This is a genomic window from Prevotella sp. AM34-19LB (genome assembly GCF_003468525.1).
GTDB lineage: Bacteria > Bacteroidota > Bacteroidia > Bacteroidales > Bacteroidaceae > Prevotella.
Map to the genome: position 1 here is coordinate 1 of NZ_QSIG01000023.1, position 17563 is coordinate 17563.

The 17563-nt window shown below is 46.7% G+C and carries 13 protein-coding genes and 2 pseudogenes; 8 read left to right on the top strand and 7 right to left on the bottom strand.

The window, feature by feature from the left end; all coding sequences use genetic code 11:
• The 5 genes and pseudogenes from DW830_RS16525 to DW830_RS08525 all read right to left on the bottom strand — a co-directional run.
• Positions 1-217 (bottom strand): annotated as a pseudogene (locus DW830_RS16525) (ATP-binding protein); the annotation flags it as partial.
• A 651-nt stretch (positions 218-868) separates the two neighbouring features.
• Positions 869-1861: a quinolinate synthase NadA gene (gene nadA, locus DW830_RS08515; RefSeq protein ID WP_089543025.1), complete on the bottom strand. Its 993-nt coding sequence runs from the start codon at positions 1859-1861 to the stop codon at positions 869-871.
• A 338-nt stretch (positions 1862-2199) separates the two neighbouring features.
• Positions 2200-2322: a hypothetical protein gene (locus DW830_RS16920; protein ID WP_255415621.1), complete on the bottom strand. Its 123-nt coding sequence runs from the start codon at positions 2320-2322 to the stop codon at positions 2200-2202.
• A gap of 32 nt (positions 2323-2354) precedes the next feature.
• Entirely contained in the window at positions 2355-3458 is a 1104-nt protein-coding gene (locus DW830_RS08520) for a glycosyltransferase family 9 protein (RefSeq protein ID WP_119249574.1), read from the bottom strand.
• Between the two features lie 106 nt (positions 3459-3564).
• Entirely contained in the window at positions 3565-4167 is a 603-nt protein-coding gene (locus tag DW830_RS08525) for a DUF4254 domain-containing protein (protein WP_089543027.1), read from the bottom strand.
• A 224-nt stretch (positions 4168-4391) separates the two neighbouring features.
• On the opposite strand from DW830_RS08525, the gene DW830_RS08530 reads away from it, so the two are divergent.
• The 7 genes and pseudogenes from DW830_RS08530 (at position 4392) to DW830_RS08560 (ending at position 13430) form a co-directional block, all read left to right on the top strand.
• Positions 4392-4628 carry an acyl carrier protein gene (locus DW830_RS08530; protein ID WP_004342032.1) on the top strand — a complete coding sequence of 79 codons (237 nt, stop codon included), beginning with the start codon at positions 4392-4394 and terminating at the stop codon, positions 4626-4628.
• Between the two features lie 22 nt (positions 4629-4650).
• A complete protein-coding gene (gene fabF / locus DW830_RS08535) occupies positions 4651-5913 on the top strand; it encodes a beta-ketoacyl-ACP synthase II (RefSeq protein WP_119249575.1) in 1263 nt (420 codons plus the stop codon).
• A pseudogene (gene rnc / locus DW830_RS08540) lies at positions 5903-6933 on the top strand (ribonuclease III). The gene fabF and the pseudogene rnc overlap by 11 nt, the downstream one beginning before the upstream one ends.
• A gap of 216 nt (positions 6934-7149) precedes the next feature.
• Entirely contained in the window at positions 7150-8658 is a 1509-nt protein-coding gene (locus DW830_RS08545) for a GH3 auxin-responsive promoter family protein (RefSeq protein ID WP_119249576.1), read from the top strand.
• Positions 8659-8740: 82 nt separating this feature from the next.
• On the top strand, positions 8741-10720 hold the full coding sequence (locus DW830_RS08550; RefSeq protein WP_119249577.1) for an Ig-like domain-containing domain: 1980 nt from the start codon (positions 8741-8743) through the stop codon (positions 10718-10720).
• A gap of 5 nt (positions 10721-10725) precedes the next feature.
• Positions 10726-11538, top strand: coding sequence for a DUF3108 domain-containing protein (locus DW830_RS08555; protein ID WP_119249578.1), 813 nt, complete (start codon positions 10726-10728; stop codon positions 11536-11538).
• A 50-nt stretch (positions 11539-11588) separates the two neighbouring features.
• The gene (locus tag DW830_RS08560) at positions 11589-13430 is read left to right on the top strand and encodes a calcineurin-like phosphoesterase C-terminal domain-containing protein (protein ID WP_233544449.1); all 1842 of its coding nucleotides are present in this window, start codon (positions 11589-11591) and stop codon (positions 13428-13430) included.
• Between the two features lie 57 nt (positions 13431-13487).
• On the opposite strand, the gene cysS is transcribed toward DW830_RS08560, so the two are convergent.
• A complete protein-coding gene (gene cysS / locus DW830_RS08565) occupies positions 13488-14978 on the bottom strand; it encodes a cysteine--tRNA ligase (protein WP_119249580.1) in 1491 nt (496 codons plus the stop codon).
• Positions 14979-15382: 404 nt separating this feature from the next.
• On the opposite strand from cysS, the gene DW830_RS08570 reads away from it, so the two are divergent.
• Complete coding sequence (locus DW830_RS08570) at positions 15383-16888, top strand: acetyl-CoA hydrolase/transferase C-terminal domain-containing protein (RefSeq protein ID WP_119249581.1); 1506 nt, start codon at positions 15383-15385, stop codon at positions 16886-16888.
• Positions 16889-16952: 64 nt separating this feature from the next.
• Here DW830_RS08570 and DW830_RS08575 read toward each other — a convergent pair whose 3' ends face one another.
• Positions 16953-17555 (bottom strand): RNA methyltransferase, encoded by a 603-nt coding sequence (locus DW830_RS08575; RefSeq protein ID WP_119249582.1) that lies wholly within the window; start codon positions 17553-17555, stop codon positions 16953-16955.
• Positions 17556-17563 lie beyond the last annotated feature (8 nt).

Consider the following 17563-nt stretch of genomic DNA (forward strand, 5'->3'; position numbering starts at 1 on the left):
CTTTGCTGAGCACGGCTTGCATATTGAGCCATAGGTATGGTCGTTGGGTTTGGACAACAGCCTTTTTTACGAGACTTGATTTGCCAAAACGTCGTGGTGACATAAGAACGAGATGGTTCTCGCTCTTGAGAAACTGTACGATGTAGTCCAGTTCTTTCACTCTGTCTGTAAAGTATGGGGCATCAACCAATGAGCCAAATTTAAACGGATTTTCCATAATCGATTTTTTTCGTAACGAAACTTTTCGCAAAGATACGAAAAAATAAAGATGCTTAGAAGATAATCTCCTTTAAATTATTATTGTTTAACATCTTTTAGATTGAGCCGTCAGCGTAAGACTTATCTTGCTCTTTTAAATGAATATCATTAAAAACTGCAGCAAAGATACAAATAATCCCTCAATGAGGGATGAATTCTTTTAAAAATATCCCTCATTGAGGGATGAATTTAATCATTTTTATCCCTCATTGAGGGATTTTTGCAAGTATAGTCTTTTCATAAGCCTTGTCGTTTCTATTTTAATTAATTAAATAGTGGCAAAACTAGTTTAATGACGGCTCAATCCCATAAGGGAAAATAGGCATACTATTAAAAGAAAATAGAATTATCCTTAAGGGAAAATAAAAACACCATTAAAGGAAAATAGGAATATCCTTAAGGGTAAAAGCTGATACTATTAAAGAAAATCTCCGTTCAATAGTTTTGAACGTACATTCAAAACTTCTGAACGCACATTCAAAACTATTGAACGGAGATTCAAAATCATTGAATATAAAAAATCGTTAGGGCTTATCCATTTTTTCTATAAGCCTATCACCTTTTTTCTATAATTCTATAAGATATCTCCCATAAGCCTATAACCTTTTTCCTATGAAAGCGAAAGCATCTTTTCTATAGGCTTCACGGCATCCTTGGCTATTTCTGGAGCCACTTCTACTGTAGGCCAGCCGAACTTCAGGCTATTGTAGATCTTCTTCAATGAATTCATCTTCATATACTCGCACTCATTGCAGCTGCAACCTACTCCACCCTCACTTACCTCTGGTGGTACAGGATAGAAGATGACGTCAGGGCAGTTGCGCTCCAACTCATGCAGAATACCTGCCTCTGTGGCGATGATGTACTCCTTGATTTCAGGATGCTCCTGGGCATAATGCAGCATCGTGGCGGTAGAACCCTTCACGTCGGCTACGGCAAGCACTGGTGCCTTGCACTCCAGGTGAGCCATCACAACAGCCTCAGGATGCTCCTGCTTCAACTTGATGATAGCCTCTACCGAGAATTTCTCGTGTACATGGCAGCCACCGTTCCAGAGCAGCATGTTTCTGCCTGTTACGCTGTTGATATAGTTGCCGAGGTTGTAATCAGGACCAAAGATAATCTTCGCATCCTGTGGGAAACTGTCGATTACCTTCTTGGCATTGCCACTAGTCACCACGCAATCGGTCAAAGCCTTCACGGCAGCAGTGGTATTCACATAGCTTACCACCTGGTAGCCTGGGTGCTCTTCCTTATACTTCTTCAGATCCTCAGCCTTACAGCTGTCGGCAAGCGAGCAGCCGGCATTCAGGTCAGGGCAGAGCACAATCTTGTCTGGACTCAAGAGCTTGCAGGTTTCAGCCATGAAATGCACACCGCACATCACCATCACCTTAGCTTCTGTTTCAGCAGCCTTACGAGCCAAAGCCAGAGAATCACCCACAAAGTCGGCAATATCCTGAATCTCGCCTACTGTGTAGTAGTGCGCCAGGATAATCGCATCTTTCTCCTTGCAAAGCTTTCTGATTTCAGCTTTCAAGTCTAAGGTTTCGTCGATCGGTTCATCCACGTAACCTTTCTCAATCCATTCTTTTTTCACCATAACATTAATATTATATTTTTTATTTCTTATTTTTAAAAAGAGATTATAAGGATGATGATATGTCGTGGATAAGTGGATAAAAAACACCTTCTAAATTTGTTTTTTTCATTATCCATATCTTATGCAGAGTTATCCGTATTCAACTTGGAAATCTTTTTCTTGGTCTTTAAAGGATTAGCTCTTTTATCAACATTTCCCCAATTCGGTGCAAAGTTAATAAGTTTATATCTTTTTTCCGTCAAAAACTGCGAAAAAGTTTCTAAAAACTTATTAATAATCCTGTGGATATCCCTATTCTTCGGGTTTCGGGATGGGAGCGGTGGATATCCACAAAGTTATTAAATAGTTATTCCTGTGGTTTTCCTTATACTTTTCCACGGGTTTGTGGATAATGAAAAAAGCAGGTTTTCCCCTGACTTTTGCGTCATCGGAAAATCTGCTTCTTCTATCTCTTTATCCATCTCTTCTTCTTTTATGAAGGAAAAGATTCTCTTTATTTTCTGTTCAGAACGTTCTCTACCTTTTCCACAATCAGCTCCGGCGAGATGTTCTTCATGCAGGCAAAGTCGCCACGCATGCACGGCTTGTTGCCATAGATGCTGCATGGGCGGCAAGGCATATCGAGCTGTACGGCATTGTCGGGACTCTGATGCCAGCCCATAAAACCGGCGTAAGGATGGGTGGCTCCCCAGATACTTACCACTGGGGTATTGACCAAAGATGCCAGATGCATGTTGCCGCTGTCCATACTGATCATCAGGCGGAGATGACTCATCAGGATGAGTTCGTCGGAAATGCCGTGGAGCTTGCCTGATGCATTCACTACCTGTGGATATTTCTCTTCCCAGGCATCCATCACCGGAGTTTCGGTCTGTCCGCCTCCGAAAAGGAAGATGCGACAGTGAGGATGATTGTGAATCAGGCGCTCTACTACCTTCTCCATCTGCTGTACCGGATAAATCTTGCCCTCGTGGGCAGCGAATGGAGCCAGACCTATCCAAGGTTCCGCTGGGTTATGAGCATCCTTGTTGATAACTGTGGATTTATCCTTGCTGTTATCAACAGTAACCTGGAAAACTTGTTCAGGGAGCAGGCTCAGGTCTCCTCCTTCTTCCGGGAAGAGAGAAGTGAAATCCATCTGTACAGGATAACCCAACTTGGCAAAGACATCGGCGTAATTCTGGAAGGAAGATGGCTGTTTCTCCATCACCTTGCCGGAGGAAGCCACCAGCTTGCGCTTTCCCTTGCGATGCTTGTCGATATGAGCCACCTTGAAGTTGGAGAGATTGAAGCGCATGCGCAGATAACTGGAGCGCAAAACGCTGTGAAGGTCGGCTATCGCGGTAAACTGTTTGGCGATGAGCCGGCGATAGAGTGCATTGAGACCTTTTACACCCTTATATTCCCCCTTGAGGTCAGCCTCCATGAAACCGACATTTGGGGCAAGATTCTCGAAGAACGGGCGAGCAAAGGAACGGCTTAACACGGTGATTCTTACGTGAGGATACTGCTTTGCCAATGAATAAATCACGGGTACAGTCATGGCAACGTCACCCATGGCCGAAAATCTAATAACGAGAATATGTTCTGTCTTCATCTTTTTTAGTCTCTTTATATATATAATAAGGTGTAAAGCAGAGCGGGCTTCGCTTTTTATGGTAAAAAACAAAGCCTACTCTGCCCCTATTCTGATTGATGCGGTTTTACTTCTTGTAGAGTACAGGGTTGGTAGAAGGATCGTTGTACATCTTCATCTGTCGATAAACCTTCATATACTTTCTTCCAGCCTCGATGTCCTCCAGGAGCTGGTCGATGGCAGTAGAAAGATCCACCTGCTGCTCGAGGAGTACGTTGAGCTTAGCCTGGCACTTTGCCTTGTGCTCTTCAGAAGCCTCTGGGCGCTCCACCTGCTCCTTCATGTGATAGATCTTGAGGGCAAGGATGCTGAGACGGTCAACTGCCCATGCAGGACTTTCAGTATTGATGCGTGCATCATCCAGCACCTTAACATCCTTGTAAACCTCGCGGAAGTAAGAATCAATCTGCTCTACGAGATCAGTACGGTCCTGGTTGCTCTTATCGATTCTGCGCTTCAGTACGAGCGCCTCTGCAGGGTCAATCTGAGGGTCGCGGATGATATCCTCGAAATGCCACTGAACGGTGTCGATCCAGCATTTGAGGTAGAGACGGTTCTCGATGGTACCTTCCTCGAATGGATTATTGATAGGAGTATCAATGTTGTCTTTGATGTGATAATCGGCTATCGCCTGATTAAAAATCTTGTTAGCGTTTTCTGTAAATGTCATACGGTTTGAACTATTTGATTTAATACCGTACAAAAGTAACAAAATAATCTTAAAGAGCCAACAAAAAAGCGAAAAAAGGCGAAAAAGATGCACAATTGGGGGGTGTTTGTGCACTGAAAAGCACTTTTTTTGCTAAAATATTTGTTTATATCAAAAAAAAGTGTTCCTTTGCACCCAGATTTTTAATTAGAAATTAAATTATAAACATTTTAAAGGTTACAATTATGTCAGAAATTGAAAGCAAAGTAAAGGCAATTATCGTAGATAAGCTCGGTGTTGATGAAGCAGAAGTTAAGCCAGAGGCAAGCTTCACAAATGATCTCGGTGCAGATTCTTTGGATACTGTAGAGTTGATCATGGAGTTCGAGAAGGAGTTCTCTATCTCTATCCCAGACGATAAGGCTGAGAAGATTGCTACTGTAGGTGACGCTATCGCTTACATCGAGGAGAACGCTAAGTAAATTAGCAACTAAAATTTTATAAATGGAATTAAAGAGAGTTGTAGTAACAGGTCTTGGTGCTGTGACTCCAGTTGGTAATTCTCCTGAGGAAACTTGGGAGAACCTCCTCGCTGGAAAGAGCGGTGCTGCCCCTATTACTCATTTCGATACAACTAATTTCAAGACCAAGTTCGCTTGCGAAGTAAAGGACCTGAACATCAATGAATGGATTGACCGTAAGGAGGCCCGCAAGCTCGACCGTTATACCCAGTTGGCTATGATTGCCGCTATGCAGGGTGTAAAGGATGCAAACATTGATCTTGAAACAGAAGATTTGAACAACGTTGGTGTTGTTTTCGGTGTAGGTATCGGTGGTATCAAGACTTTCGAGGATGAGGTGAAGTACTTCGCTACTCATGAGGAGAACGGTCCTAAGTTCAACCCATTCTTCATCCCTAAGATGATTGCAGATATCGCATCTGGTCAGATTTCAATCCACTTCGGATTCCACGGACCAAACTATACCACAACATCTGCATGTGCTTCTTCAAGCAACGCATTGGCAGATGCCTTCAACCTGATTCGTCTGGGCAAGGCAAACATCATTGTCAGTGGTGGTGCTGAGGCTGCTATCTGCGCTTGTGGCGTAGGTGGTTTCAATGCCATGCACGCGTTGTCAACTCGTAACGATGACCCTGAGCATGCTTCACGTCCATTCAGCGCAAGCCGTGATGGATTTATCATGGGCGAGGGTGCTGGCTGCTTGATTCTCGAGGAGCTTGAGCACGCTAAGGCTCGTGGTGCGAAGATCTATGCTGAGATGGTAGGTGAAGGCGAGAGCGCTGACGCTTATCATATCACAGCTTCTCATCCAGAAGGTCTCGGTGCTAAGCTCGTGATGGAGCGCGCACTTGCTGATGCTAACCTCAAGCCAGAGGACATTGACTACATCAATGTTCACGGTACATCTACCCACGTAGGTGATATCTCTGAGGCTAAGGCTATCAAGGCTGTCTTCGGTGATGCTGCTTACAAGCTCAACATCAGTTCTACTAAGTCAATGACTGGTCACCTCCTCGGTGCTGCTGGTGCAGTAGAGGCTATGGCTTGTGTTCTTAGTGTGAAGAACGATATCGTTCCTCCTACTATCAACCACGAAGAGGGTGACAATGATCCAGAGCTCGATTACAACCTGAACTTCACATTCAACAAAGCTGAGAAGCGTGAGGTTCGTGCTGCATTGAGCAATACATTCGGATTCGGCGGTCATAACTGCTGTGTAGTATTCAAGAAGTATGCTGAATAATTTAATAGATAGAATAAAGCTCTCTTTCCGCAAGGATAAAGAGCTTTATTTTTCTTTGTACGAAATCCTAGGTTTTTATCCCCACGACATCAGTTATTACAAGATGGCACTGATGCACAAGAGCATCATGCACCGCAATTCCAAGGGCAAGCCTGTGAACAACGAGCGCCTGGAGTTTCTGGGTGATGCCGTACTGGATGCTGTAGTGGGTGATATCGTGTATCAGCACTTTCCTGGCAAGCGAGAGGGATTCCTCACCAATACCCGAAGCAAACTGGTGCAGCGTGATACGCTCAACAAGCTCGCCCAGGAGATGGGAATCAATCAACTTGTTTTATCTAATGGACACAGTTCTTCTCATAACAGCTATATGGGAGGAAATGCTTTCGAAGCGTTGGTTGGTGCCATTTATCTGGACCGTGGTTATGATGCCTGCATGAAATTCATGCAGAAGCGCATCCTGGCAAAAATGATAAACATCGATAAGGTGGCTTACAAGGAGGTGAACTTCAAGAGCAAACTCATTGAATGGAGCCAGAAGAACCGCGTGAAGCTGGAGTTCGTAATGCTGGGACAGGAGAAAGACAAGAACGGAAGCCCTGTTTTCACCTATCAGGTGGTGATGGAAGGTGTAAAGGGCGGAGAAGGCAAGGGTTACTCCAAGAAGGAGAGCCAGCAGCTGGCTTCCAGCTTACCCTGGAACGATTGCGCAAGGAACCGCAGTATATTGATTCTGTGTTTACAGCCAAGGCAAACCGTACAAAGATGGAAGAAGAACCTGTGCTGGCTGTGCCTACCACCGAGGTAAAGAATGATTTCATCATCTCGCAAGACGCAGAAAAACAGGAGGCTGAAGATGTTGTTGCTTCTACTGTTACTGAAGAAATAACCACTACAGCCACTCAGGAAAGCGAAGACGAGTTTGACTTGAGTGATATCTCTGCAGAGCCAAAGGAAATGAGCCGCGAGGACATCATCGCAGCCGCCGAGGCAGCTGCCTTTGCAGAAGATAAGGAATAATCTATGATGATAGAACTGGATTAAGATAAGGGAAAGACTCTCTTGAGACTGACGGATATGGTAGTCTCAAGGGAGTTTTTTGTTTGATATTTTACATTCTTATCCCCTATCTTGCCCGATAGGTTATGTTTTGTATTAAAAAACAGTAAAAACTTTCTCTATATCAAAAGATTGAAGTACTTTTGCAAGTACTTTATAAGGTATATATATCTAGATATGAGTTTAACAACGATAGTAAGTAATGTATTCAAGCCTCGCCAGAAGAGCTTGGAAAAGTATGTACATGATGCAGAGGAATTGCAGCATGAGGTACTGATGCGCCTTTTGGCATCTGGCAAAAACACCGAATATGGTGTGAAACATCTACTCAATACGACAAATAGCTACGAAAAGTTTGCGCAGAATGTGCCGGTCAATACCTATGAGGAATTGAAGGGCGACATCGACAGAATGCGTCATGGCGAAAGAGACATCCTTTGGCCAGGACAGGTGAAGTGGTACGCCAAATCTTCGGGTACTACCAACGACAAGAGTAAGTTCATCCCTGTTTCGCAGGATGGTTTGCAGAACATCCACTACAAGGGTGGATTCGATGCTGTGGCTTACTATCTGCGCAACAACCCAAAGAGTAAGATATTCGACGGCAAGAGCCTGATTCTCGGTGGAAGCCATTCGCCTAACTATAATGTTTCGGGCAGTCTGGTGGGTGACCTGAGTGCCATCCTCATCGAGAACATCAATCCGCTTGCCAACATGGTGCGCGTACCTAAGAAGGAAACCGCATTGCTGAGCGACTTTGAGGTGAAGCGCGACCGCATCGCCCATGAAACGCTGAACAAGAACGTAACCAATATCTCGGGTGTGCCTAGCTGGATGCTCAGCGTACTGGTACGCGTGATGGAACTTTCCGGCAAGCAGCATCTGGAGGAGGTATGGCCTAACCTGGAGGTGTTCTTCCATGGCGGCATCGCCTTCACGCCTTACCGCAAGCAGTATGAGCAGCTCATCACATCTTCTAACATGCATTATATGGAGACCTATAATGCCAGCGAGGGATTCTTCGGTCTGCAGGATGATCCGTCAGATCCAGCCATGTCGCTGATGGTAGATTACGATGTGTTCTACGAATTCATCCCGATGGATGAGTTTGGAAGCGATCATCCTACCGTGGTGCCTCTCTGGGGCGTGGAAGTAGGCAAGAACTATGCGATGGTGATTACCACCTCCTGCGGTTTGTGGCGCTATATGATTGGCGATACCATACAGTTTACCAGCACCAATCCATACAAGTTTGTCATCACCGGCCGTACCAAGTACTTTATCAATGCTTTTGGTGAGGAGCTGATTATGGACAATGCCGAGAAGGGACTTGCCTATGCCTGCGAGAAGACGGGTGCGCAGATTGCGGAATATACCGCTGCTCCTGTCTATATGGACAGCAATGCCAAGTGCCGCCACCAGTGGCTCATCGAGTTCTCTGAGGAACCAAAGGACCTGAATGAGTTTGCCAGTCTGCTCGATACCAAGTTGCAGGAGATCAACAGCGATTACGAGGCAAAGCGCTTCCACGATGTTACCCTCCAGCACCTGGAGATAGTGAAGGCTAAGCCGGGACTCTTCAATGAATGGTTGAAGAGCAAGGGCAAGTTGGGCGGACAGCATAAGATTCCTCGTCTGAGCAACAGCCGCAAGAACATCGATGAGATGCTCATGATGAACAAATAAGGCTTTTTATATAGTAAGCCTTTATGAATAAGGCTTTTACTGCATAATCTGCAGGAATAGTGGACATGTAAGATAGAAAAGAATGACAAACAAGAACGACATCATACAATTGTTGAAGAATCGGATAAAGGCAAATACCCTGTTTTTGCCTTTCTATCTGCTTGTCTTCCTATTGCTGGTTTCCTGTGCCAAGATGGGACAGCCGGATGGCGGATGGTTTGACGAGACTCCTCCCAAGGTGATAGGAGCTTCGCCAGCTGATGGCGCCGTGAATGTAAACCAGAAGAAAATCAATATCTACTTCGATGAGTTTATCAAGCTCGATAACCCTTCGGAGAAGGTGGTGGTTTCGCCACCACAGCTGGAACAGCCTGAAATCAAGGGTGCCGGCAGGCGAATACAGATATCGCTTGTGGATTCACTCAAGGCGAATACCACCTACACCATCGACTTCTCGGATGCCATCAGCGATAACAACGAGGGCAATCCGATGGGAAACTATACCTACAGTTTCTCTACAGGAGCTGCCATTGATACTATGGAGGTATCGGGGCATGTGCTGGAATCGGAGAATCTGGAACCTGTCAAGGGTATCCTGGTGGGATTGTATGCCGACCATGCCGATTCTGCCTTCCGCACCAAACCGATGTTGCGAGTGAGCCGTACCGACAGTCGCGGCCGCTTTGTCATCAAGGGTGTGGCACCGGGTTCTTACCGCATCTATGCCCTGCAGGATCAGGATGGCGACTATAAGTTCAGTCAGAAGAGCGAGAAGATTGCTTTCTCCCACGACATCATCGTGCCTTCCTGCAAACCGGATGTAAGACAGGATACCACCTGGGTGGATTCCCTGCACATCAAGTCGATAGACCAGGTGGATTACACCCATTTCCTTCCTGATAATATCGTGCTCAGAGCCTTTACGGAGCCTCTGACCGACAGATTCTTCCTGAAGGCAGAGCGCCAGAAGGCAAATAGCTTCACCCTCTTCTTCAGTTATGGTGATTCCATTCTTCCACAGATCAAGGGTCTCAATTTTGATGCTGAAAATGCTTTCCTGGTTGAGGCTTCAGAGAAGAAGGATACCATAACCTACTGGCTGAAGGATACGGCACTGGTAAATCAGGATACGCTGCTGATGGATATTACTTACCGCATGACGGATAGTACCGGAGTGCTGGTCAACAAGACCGATTCTGCCCAGGAAATCCTGTCAAAGGAACCATACGCCAAGCGTATGAAGGATATGGAAAAGGAATTGGCTGCCTGGACCAAGAAGCAGGAGAAAAAGAAGAAGAAAGGTGAACCCTACGATTCGGTGATGGAGGTGAAACCGCTCGATGTACAGCTGAGTGTATCATCACAGTTTGATCCCGACCAGAATGTCATCTTCTCCTTCCCTACTCCATTGGCTAAGGTAGATACTGCCGCCATCCATCTCTATGCCAAGCATGATACGCTCTGGTATCGGGCTCCGATGGAATTCCTGCCGCTGGAGAACCGGAAATATGAACTCCGGGGAGAATGGCGACCGGATATAGAATACAGTCTGGAGGTAGATTCTGCTGCCTTTGAGGATATCTACGGATTGGCTTCCAAGCCTATCAAGCAGGGCTTCAAGGTCAACTCGCTGGATACCTATGGTACGCTGCTTGTGAACATCACCTCGCTCCACGACCTGCCGCTCATCGTGCAACTGCTTGATGCACAGGATAAAGTGGTAAAGGAGACCAAGACTGTGAATGGCGTGGCTGAATTCTATTATCTCAAACCACAGAAGTATTATATGCGTCTCATCGTAGATCGCAACAATAACGGCAAATGGGATACGGGTAATTATGATAGCGACCAGCAGGCTGAGGAAGTATATTACTATCCGGAGGCAATAGAATGTAAGGCGAAATGGGATCTCACAGAAAGCTGGGATCCGCTGGCCCGTGAACTCTCGCTGCAGAAACCGGGAGCCATCACAAAGCAGAAGCCTGATAAGGAGAAGAAAGTTAAGAATCAGAATGTACAGCGTGCCGCTAAGCTCGGCATTCAGTATGTTCCTAAAATGTAAAGGATATGAAGTTACTCAAGTCATTTATAGTAGCCATGTTGCTGCTTTTGGTCAATACTTCTGTATCGGCCCAGTGTACTTTCCGTAATACAGCATTCAAGTCGGGCGAATTCCTGACTTACAATCTCTATTACAACTGGAAGTTTGTATGGGTTAAGGCTGGCACAGCCAGCATGTCGGTGTTGCAGACCACCCACAAGGGCAAGCCTGCCTATCGTGGTTCGCTGGTAACCCGCGGTAATAAGAGAGTGGACGATTTCTTCGTTCTCCGCGATACCCTGCTCTGCTATACAGGCACCGATATGGCTCCGATGTATTTCCGCAAGGGAGCCCGCGAAGGCAAGCGATATACCGTGGATGAGGTTTTCTACAACTATGCCGGTGGCAATTGCAATGTAAACCTGCATTATATGAACAGGCATGGTGAGCACAGATGGAAGAAGGCGACTTATGACGATTGTGTCTTTGATATGATGAACATCTTCCTGCGTGCCCGCAGTTTCGACCCTGCCAACTGGCAGAAAGGTCATAGTGTGAAATTCCCTATCTGTGATGGTGGCGGTCGCACTCCTGCCCAGCTCAAGTATGGTGGCAAGGTGACCGTAAAGGCGGATAACGGCATCAAGTACCGCTGTCTGCGTCTGGAATACCAGGAGTATGAGGATGATAAGTGGAAGAAGATCGTGGATTTCTATATCACGGATGATGAGAACCACATCCCTGTTCGCCTGGATATGTTCTTGAAGTTCGGCAGTGCCAAGGCTTTCCTCGTGAATGCCAAGGGTAGCCGTAACCCGGTAACTTCTATCGTGAAGTAGAAGTACGACAGAAAAAGTGATGTATAGGAGGGAAAATGAATAAAAAACAGATGAATACAGGCTTGGTCGTCTTCATCTGCTGCGTTCTTGTGGCTATAGGAGTTACCCTGCATCTCCGGAAGCATGATATGCTCCCTATCATCCACAAGGTAGTGGATAGTACGACTACCACTGAGGTGGATACGGTGAAGAAGAAAAAGCCTGTGGTGAAGAGAGATTTCAAAATCTCTGGTACTTTAAAGGATACCGAGGGAAACGGTGTGGCTGGCGTCATCGTAAGCGATGGCTTCAAATGTGTGAAGACCGATTCCCGAGGAAGATATAAGATGAAGCGGGACAGCTTGGCTCGCTTCATCTATTTTTCCGTGCCTGCCGAGTTCGAGGTTCCTACCCATTCGGCTACCGATCGCACGGCTTGTTTTTACCAGGCAGTTTCCAGCAAGAAGAAGATTTATAACTTTACCCTGAGGCGATTGCCTGGGGGTAAGGAAACGCATCATAAGATGATAGTCATCGGCGACCCGCAGGTTACCAATGCCTATAGTCCTTATTATACTTCTCCGGATGATAATCCCATCAGGAAGAGCGATGTAGAAAGATTCACTACCCAGACGATGGCAGACATCAGGCAGACCATCCAGAGTCTTCCAGCCGGAACTCCCGTATATGGACTGAGCATGGGTGATGACGTGCAGTATTATGGCGGCTACAACGCCAAGCTGGAGCGTCAGATACGCCAGGCATTGGGTTCTTCGGAGATGCGCCTCTTCTCCGTTATCGGTAATCACGACCAGGATGGCAAGGCACTCTATCGCCGGAAGTGGGAGGAAAATTTCGGTCCTACCGATTTTTCCTTCGACCGTGGAGATGTGCATTATGTCTGCATCAACAACTGCTTCTTCCATCGTGGGATGTCCTATTATTCTCCAGGAGAATTGCGTGAGCGCCAGGTGAAGTGGCTGAAGCAGAATCTGGCTCTTACGCCCAAGGATAAGAAGGTGGTGCTCTGCTATCATATTCCTTTTACCTTCGGCAATGCGCCTTTCAGCAAGGCGAAGCCGCTGACCAATGCCAACGAGGAGGGGCATTATTCCTCTTCCCGCCTCTCTCTCCTGCTCTCTCTGCTGAAACAGTTTAAGGGAGGATATGAACTCTTCTGCGGACATACTCATTTTGCCTGCAACCACGAAATCAATTATGAGGGCGAGGATGTGATGGAGCATTGCCATGCTGCAGCGTGTGGCAACATCTGGCAGTCGAACATCAACATCTGCGGAACTCCGAACGGATATTATGTCTATAGCTTTGTGGGTACCAGCATCAGCGATTGCTACTACAAGGGCACCTTCTGGGACAAGAGCAAGCAGATGACCATCTTCCGGGCGCAGACCGATTTCAACGGCGAGAAATATGCCAAGGACTGGCAGTTGGCAAACAACAGGAATATCCTGGTAGCCAATGTCTTCAATGCTACCAGTCACTGGCGCGTGGTAGCCATAGAGGATGGTAAGGAATACCTGATGCGCCGCATCAGCAGCAAGGGTCAGGATGCCTTTGCCGCTGGCTATCATCATAAGTACAGCGAGAGTGTATCCTATCGGTTTGTGAGCAAGGGCAACGGTTATCTCATCATGAACCACCTTTATTATTATACTCCTAGGAATCCGAATGCCAGAATCATCATCAAAGCATCCGATCCTTATGGAAATACCTATATGGCATCGAGTGACGAGGCGACAACAGAGCCTTTTGCCAACTATGCCCATTATTACGAAAAAGAGTATAAGGAGTATAAGAGTAAGAAAGATAAGATGTTGCGGGATTCTATATCTGGCAGACTGAAAGATTCACTTGCTGCAAAGAAGAAAGATTCTGCAGCAGCACAAAAATAAAAGGCTTGGGAGTTATTGCAACTTCCAAGCCTTTTCTCATTTTATATCATATATTTTTTACTTGTTCAGTTTCCAAGTTACACCATCTTTGGTGTCCTTAACCTCAAAGCCTGCACCAGCCAGGGCATCGCGAATCTGGTCGCTGGTAGCCCAGTCCTTGGCAGCCTTAGCCTTGGCACGGAGGTCGAGAACCATATCCACAACCTTGCCGTAAGCCTCCTCACGAGCATCATTGTTGGCTCCCTTCTCACTCTTCAAACCGAGGAGGTCGAAGGTGAAGAGATGCATGGTATCTGAAAGCTCCTTCAAGTCTTCGGCAGAGATGTTTGCCTTATGGTCGAGGGCAGTGTTGATGATGTGGCAAGCCTCGAAGAGGTAGCTGATGACGAGCTGAGTCTGGAAGTCATCGTTCATCGCATCATAGCAACGCTGACGCAAGTCGCTTACAAACTTTTTTACCTGCTCATCGCTCTGCTTAGCCACAGGCATACGCTCCAGATCGTTCAAACCATTCATCAGGCGCTCCAATCCCTTCTGGCTAGCCTTCAAGGCATCGTTAGAGAAGTCCACTGTACTGCGATAGTGGGCAGAGAGGATGAAGAAGCGAATGGTCATAGGCGAGTAAGCCTGCTCCAGACTGTCGTGATTGCCAGTGAAGAACTGCTCCAAGGTGATGAAGTTGCCGAGGCTCTTACCCATCTTCTGTCCGTTGATGGTAATCATATTGTTGTGCATCCAGTAGTGAACCATCTGGTCACCCTGTGATGCCACAGCCTGAGCTATCTCGCATTCATGGTGAGGGAAGATCAAGTCCATGCCACCTCCGTGGATATCGAAGTGATTGCCCAGATACTTGCGCCCCATTGCTGTACACTCGCAGTGCCAGCCTGGGAAGCCATCGCTCCATGGGCTAGGCCAACGCATGATATGCTCTGGCGAAGCCTTCTTCCAGAGGGCGAAGTCTGCCTGGTTCTTCTTCTCACCGATACCGGCAAGCTCACGACTCTCGTTGATGACGTTCTCCAGGTTACGACCAGAGAGAATACCATACTTATGGTCCTTGTTATACTTCTCGATATCGAAATAAATAGAGCCGTTACTCTCGTAGGCATAGCCATTGTCCAGGATTTCCTGAACCAGTTTCTCCTGCTCTATGATATGGCCTGTGGCATGAGGCTCAATGCTAGGAGGGAGTACGTTCAGCGCCTCCATGGCATCATGGTAGCGGTTGGTGTAGTACTGTGCAATCTCCATTGGTTCCAACTGCTCCAGGCGAGCCTTCTTCTCAATCTTGTCATCGCCCTCATCTGCATCGTGCTCCAGATGGCCCACGTCGGTGATGTTTCTAACATAGCGAACCTTGTATCCCAAGTGCTTGAGATAGCGGAAGAGTATATCGAATGTGATGGCAGGACGCGCATGACCGAGATGCGGATCGCCATACACGGTAGGGCCACAAACATACATGCCCACGTTAGGAGCGTGGAGCGGGGTGAATCTCTCTTTCGTACGAGTGAGAGTGTTGTAAATCAGTAATTTCTGTTCCATCTTGTATGAACCTTTCTTTTATATTATTTATATTTTTCTGCAAAGTTAACTCATTTTTCTGACATATCCGCCAAATCATCCGCAAAATGTTATTAAATACCTCGAAAATACCACTTTTATCTTAGAAAAAGAGAGAGAATATCAGGAGAAAGACTTTTGCAAGCAGGCTCTGCCCCCTACGCCCTACCTTTCAGGGCGCATGGATGCCAGCCTTATTTTTGCATAAAGTAAGTGAAATCTGCATATCTATTCACGAACTGTAAGTTTTTTGCCTAATATCTGTATAAAATCATCAAATGATTAGCATATATCGAAAATAATGTGTAACTTTGCAGCCACAAATAGGTATCAATTATTTAGAATGCGGCTATCAGTTCCGCTAATGAATATTAAGAAAGAAGAAAATGGCGTATATTAGATTAAGCGCTGCCGAAGCAGCAGCGATGATTAATGATCAAGATACAATCGGTTTGAGTGGTTTTACTCCAAACGGTGTGCCTAAGGCTACCTTCCGCGAACTCTCCAAGAGAGCCGTGGCTGAGCATGAGGCAGGCAGACCATTCCAAGTAGGTATCCTGACAGGTGCTTCTACTTCACAAAGTATTGAAGGTGACATGGCAGCAGCCCATGCCATCAAGTTCCGTGCGCCATTTTCTACCAACAAGGACTTTAGAACTCATACCAACCTGGGCGAGATAGATTATGAGGATATGCATCTCGGTCACATGGCTGAGCGCCTGCGCCGTGGGTTCTATGGCGAGATAGACCTTGCCATCATTGAGGTTTCCGACCTGGAGGAAGGCGAAACCACCTGCAAGGCATTCCTTACCTCTGCCGGCGGCATCGTTCCTACCATCGTTAGATTGGCAAAGAAGGTGCTCATCGAGAAGAATACCTTCCATAGTCCTGCTTCCCGCTATCTTCACGATGTGTATGAGATAGCCGAATGCCCGTTCCGCACCCCTATCCCAATCTTGAATGTGGGCGATAGAATCGGTAAGGAATATGTGGAGATTGATGCACATAAGATTATCGGTGTGGTGGAATGCTGCATTCCGGAGGAGGCGCGTGCCTTCAAGCCACTCGACCCTGTAACCGAGCAGATGGGACACAATGTGGCTGATTTCCTGGTCAGCGACTTGAAGAAGGGGCATATTCCTCCACAGTTCCTGCCTTTGCAGAGCGGTGTGGGTGTAACTTCCAACGCCGTATTGGAGGCTTTGGGACAGAATCCTAACGTGCCTGTGTTCAGCGTTTATACCGAGGTGGTTCAGGATGCCGTAGTGAAATACATGCGCGAGGGAAGAATCAAGGATGCTTCCTGCTCTTCGCTCACCGTAACCAATGATACATTGAAAGAGGTGTATGATGATATTGATTACTTCAAGAAGCATCTCACCATTCGTCAGAGCGAGATTTCGAACTCTCCTGAGGTGATTCGCCGACTGGGTGTCATCGCTATGAACACCGCTATCGAGTGTGATATCTACGGCAACGAGAACTCCAGCCATATCTGCGGCAGCAAGCTGATGAATGGTATTGGCGGTTCCTGCGATTACGAGCGCAATGGTTACATTTCTATCTTCACCACGCAGAGTACCACCAAGAATGGTTGCATCTCTGCCATTGTTCCTATGTGCAGTCACGTGGATAGCACCGAGCATGATGTGGATGTTATCGTTACCGAACAGGGCGTTGCCGATCTTCGTGGCAAGGGGCCTTTGCGCCGTGCCAAGGAGATTATCGAAAACTGTGCGCATCCGGATTATCGCCCTATGCTCCGCGAATATCTGAAATTCGCAGAGAAGGGACACGAGCCACAGAGCATGCGTGCCGCCCTCGCCATGCACGATACCTTCCTGAAGAAGGGCGATATGAGATTGACTGATTTCGGAGAATATCTGAAATAAGAAAATCCCCGATAAAGCCTGGCTGCTTTATCGGGGATTATTGTATTGATAGCCTGATTTTTGTTTATAACTTCAGAAGTTTAGCGAATTCCCAGACCACGATGCCGGCTGTTACGCTGACATTCAGGGAATGTTTGGTGCCAAACTGAGGAATCTCCAGACAGCCATCGCTCATATCCACGATGTTCTGCTTCACACCCTTTACCTCGTTGCCGAAGATAACGGCGTAACCCTTTGGTAGTGAAGAGTGAAGAGCGGAGAGTGAAGAATCTGACGGCTTCTCCCCTACTTCCTTTCCGAAAATTCTTTTATGGGATTCTTCGAGGTTCTGAAGCTTGGTAGAACCCTCTACCTGCTCAATGCTATACACAAAATAGCCTTTCTGTTTCAGCTTTTCCACAGCCTCTTCGGTAGTCTTGAAGTACTCCCAATCCACGCTATCCTCGCCGCCCAGTGCCGTCTTGTGGATTTCGGCATTAGGAGGAGTGGCGGTGATACCGCAGAGATACACCGCCTCTACACGGAAGGCATCGCAGGAGCGGAACACGCTTCCCACATTATATAATGATCGCACATCATCCAGGACTACTATCAATGAAAGCTTCTCTGCCTCCTTGAATTCCTCCAGCGTGAGGCGATTCATCTCTATCGTTCTTAATTTACGCATAGTTATTC

Bases quoted from the DNA above. Each gene is read 5' to 3' on its own strand.
- DW830_RS08520 (WP_119249574.1), bottom strand. From the start codon at position 3,458: ATGAAGACAGAACATATTCTCGTTATTAGATTTTCGGCCATGGGTGAC.
- DW830_RS16920 (WP_255415621.1), bottom strand. From the start codon at position 2,322: ATGGATAAAGAGATAGAAGAAGCAGATTTTCCGATGACGCAAAAGTCA.
- DW830_RS08575 (WP_119249582.1), bottom strand. From the start codon at position 17,555: ATGCGTAAATTAAGAACGATAGAGATGAATCGCCTCACGCTGGAGGAA.
- DW830_RS08545 (WP_119249576.1), top strand. From the start codon at position 7,150: ATGAGTTTAACAACGATAGTAAGTAATGTATTCAAGCCTCGCCAGAAG.
- DW830_RS08525 (WP_089543027.1), bottom strand. From the start codon at position 4,167: ATGACATTTACAGAAAACGCTAACAAGATTTTTAATCAGGCGATAGCC.
- DW830_RS08570 (WP_119249581.1), top strand. From the start codon at position 15,383: ATGGCGTATATTAGATTAAGCGCTGCCGAAGCAGCAGCGATGATTAAT.
- DW830_RS08560 (WP_233544449.1), top strand. From the start codon at position 11,589: ATGAATACAGGCTTGGTCGTCTTCATCTGCTGCGTTCTTGTGGCTATA.
- DW830_RS08530 (WP_004342032.1), top strand. From the start codon at position 4,392: ATGTCAGAAATTGAAAGCAAAGTAAAGGCAATTATCGTAGATAAGCTC.
- DW830_RS08555 (WP_119249578.1), top strand. From the start codon at position 10,726: ATGAAGTTACTCAAGTCATTTATAGTAGCCATGTTGCTGCTTTTGGTC.
- nadA (WP_089543025.1), bottom strand. From the start codon at position 1,861: ATGGTGAAAAAAGAATGGATTGAGAAAGGTTACGTGGATGAACCGATC.
- fabF (WP_119249575.1), top strand. From the start codon at position 4,651: ATGGAATTAAAGAGAGTTGTAGTAACAGGTCTTGGTGCTGTGACTCCA.
- cysS (WP_119249580.1), bottom strand. From the start codon at position 14,978: ATGGAACAGAAATTACTGATTTACAACACTCTCACTCGTACGAAAGAG.
- DW830_RS08550 (WP_119249577.1), top strand. From the start codon at position 8,741: ATGACAAACAAGAACGACATCATACAATTGTTGAAGAATCGGATAAAG.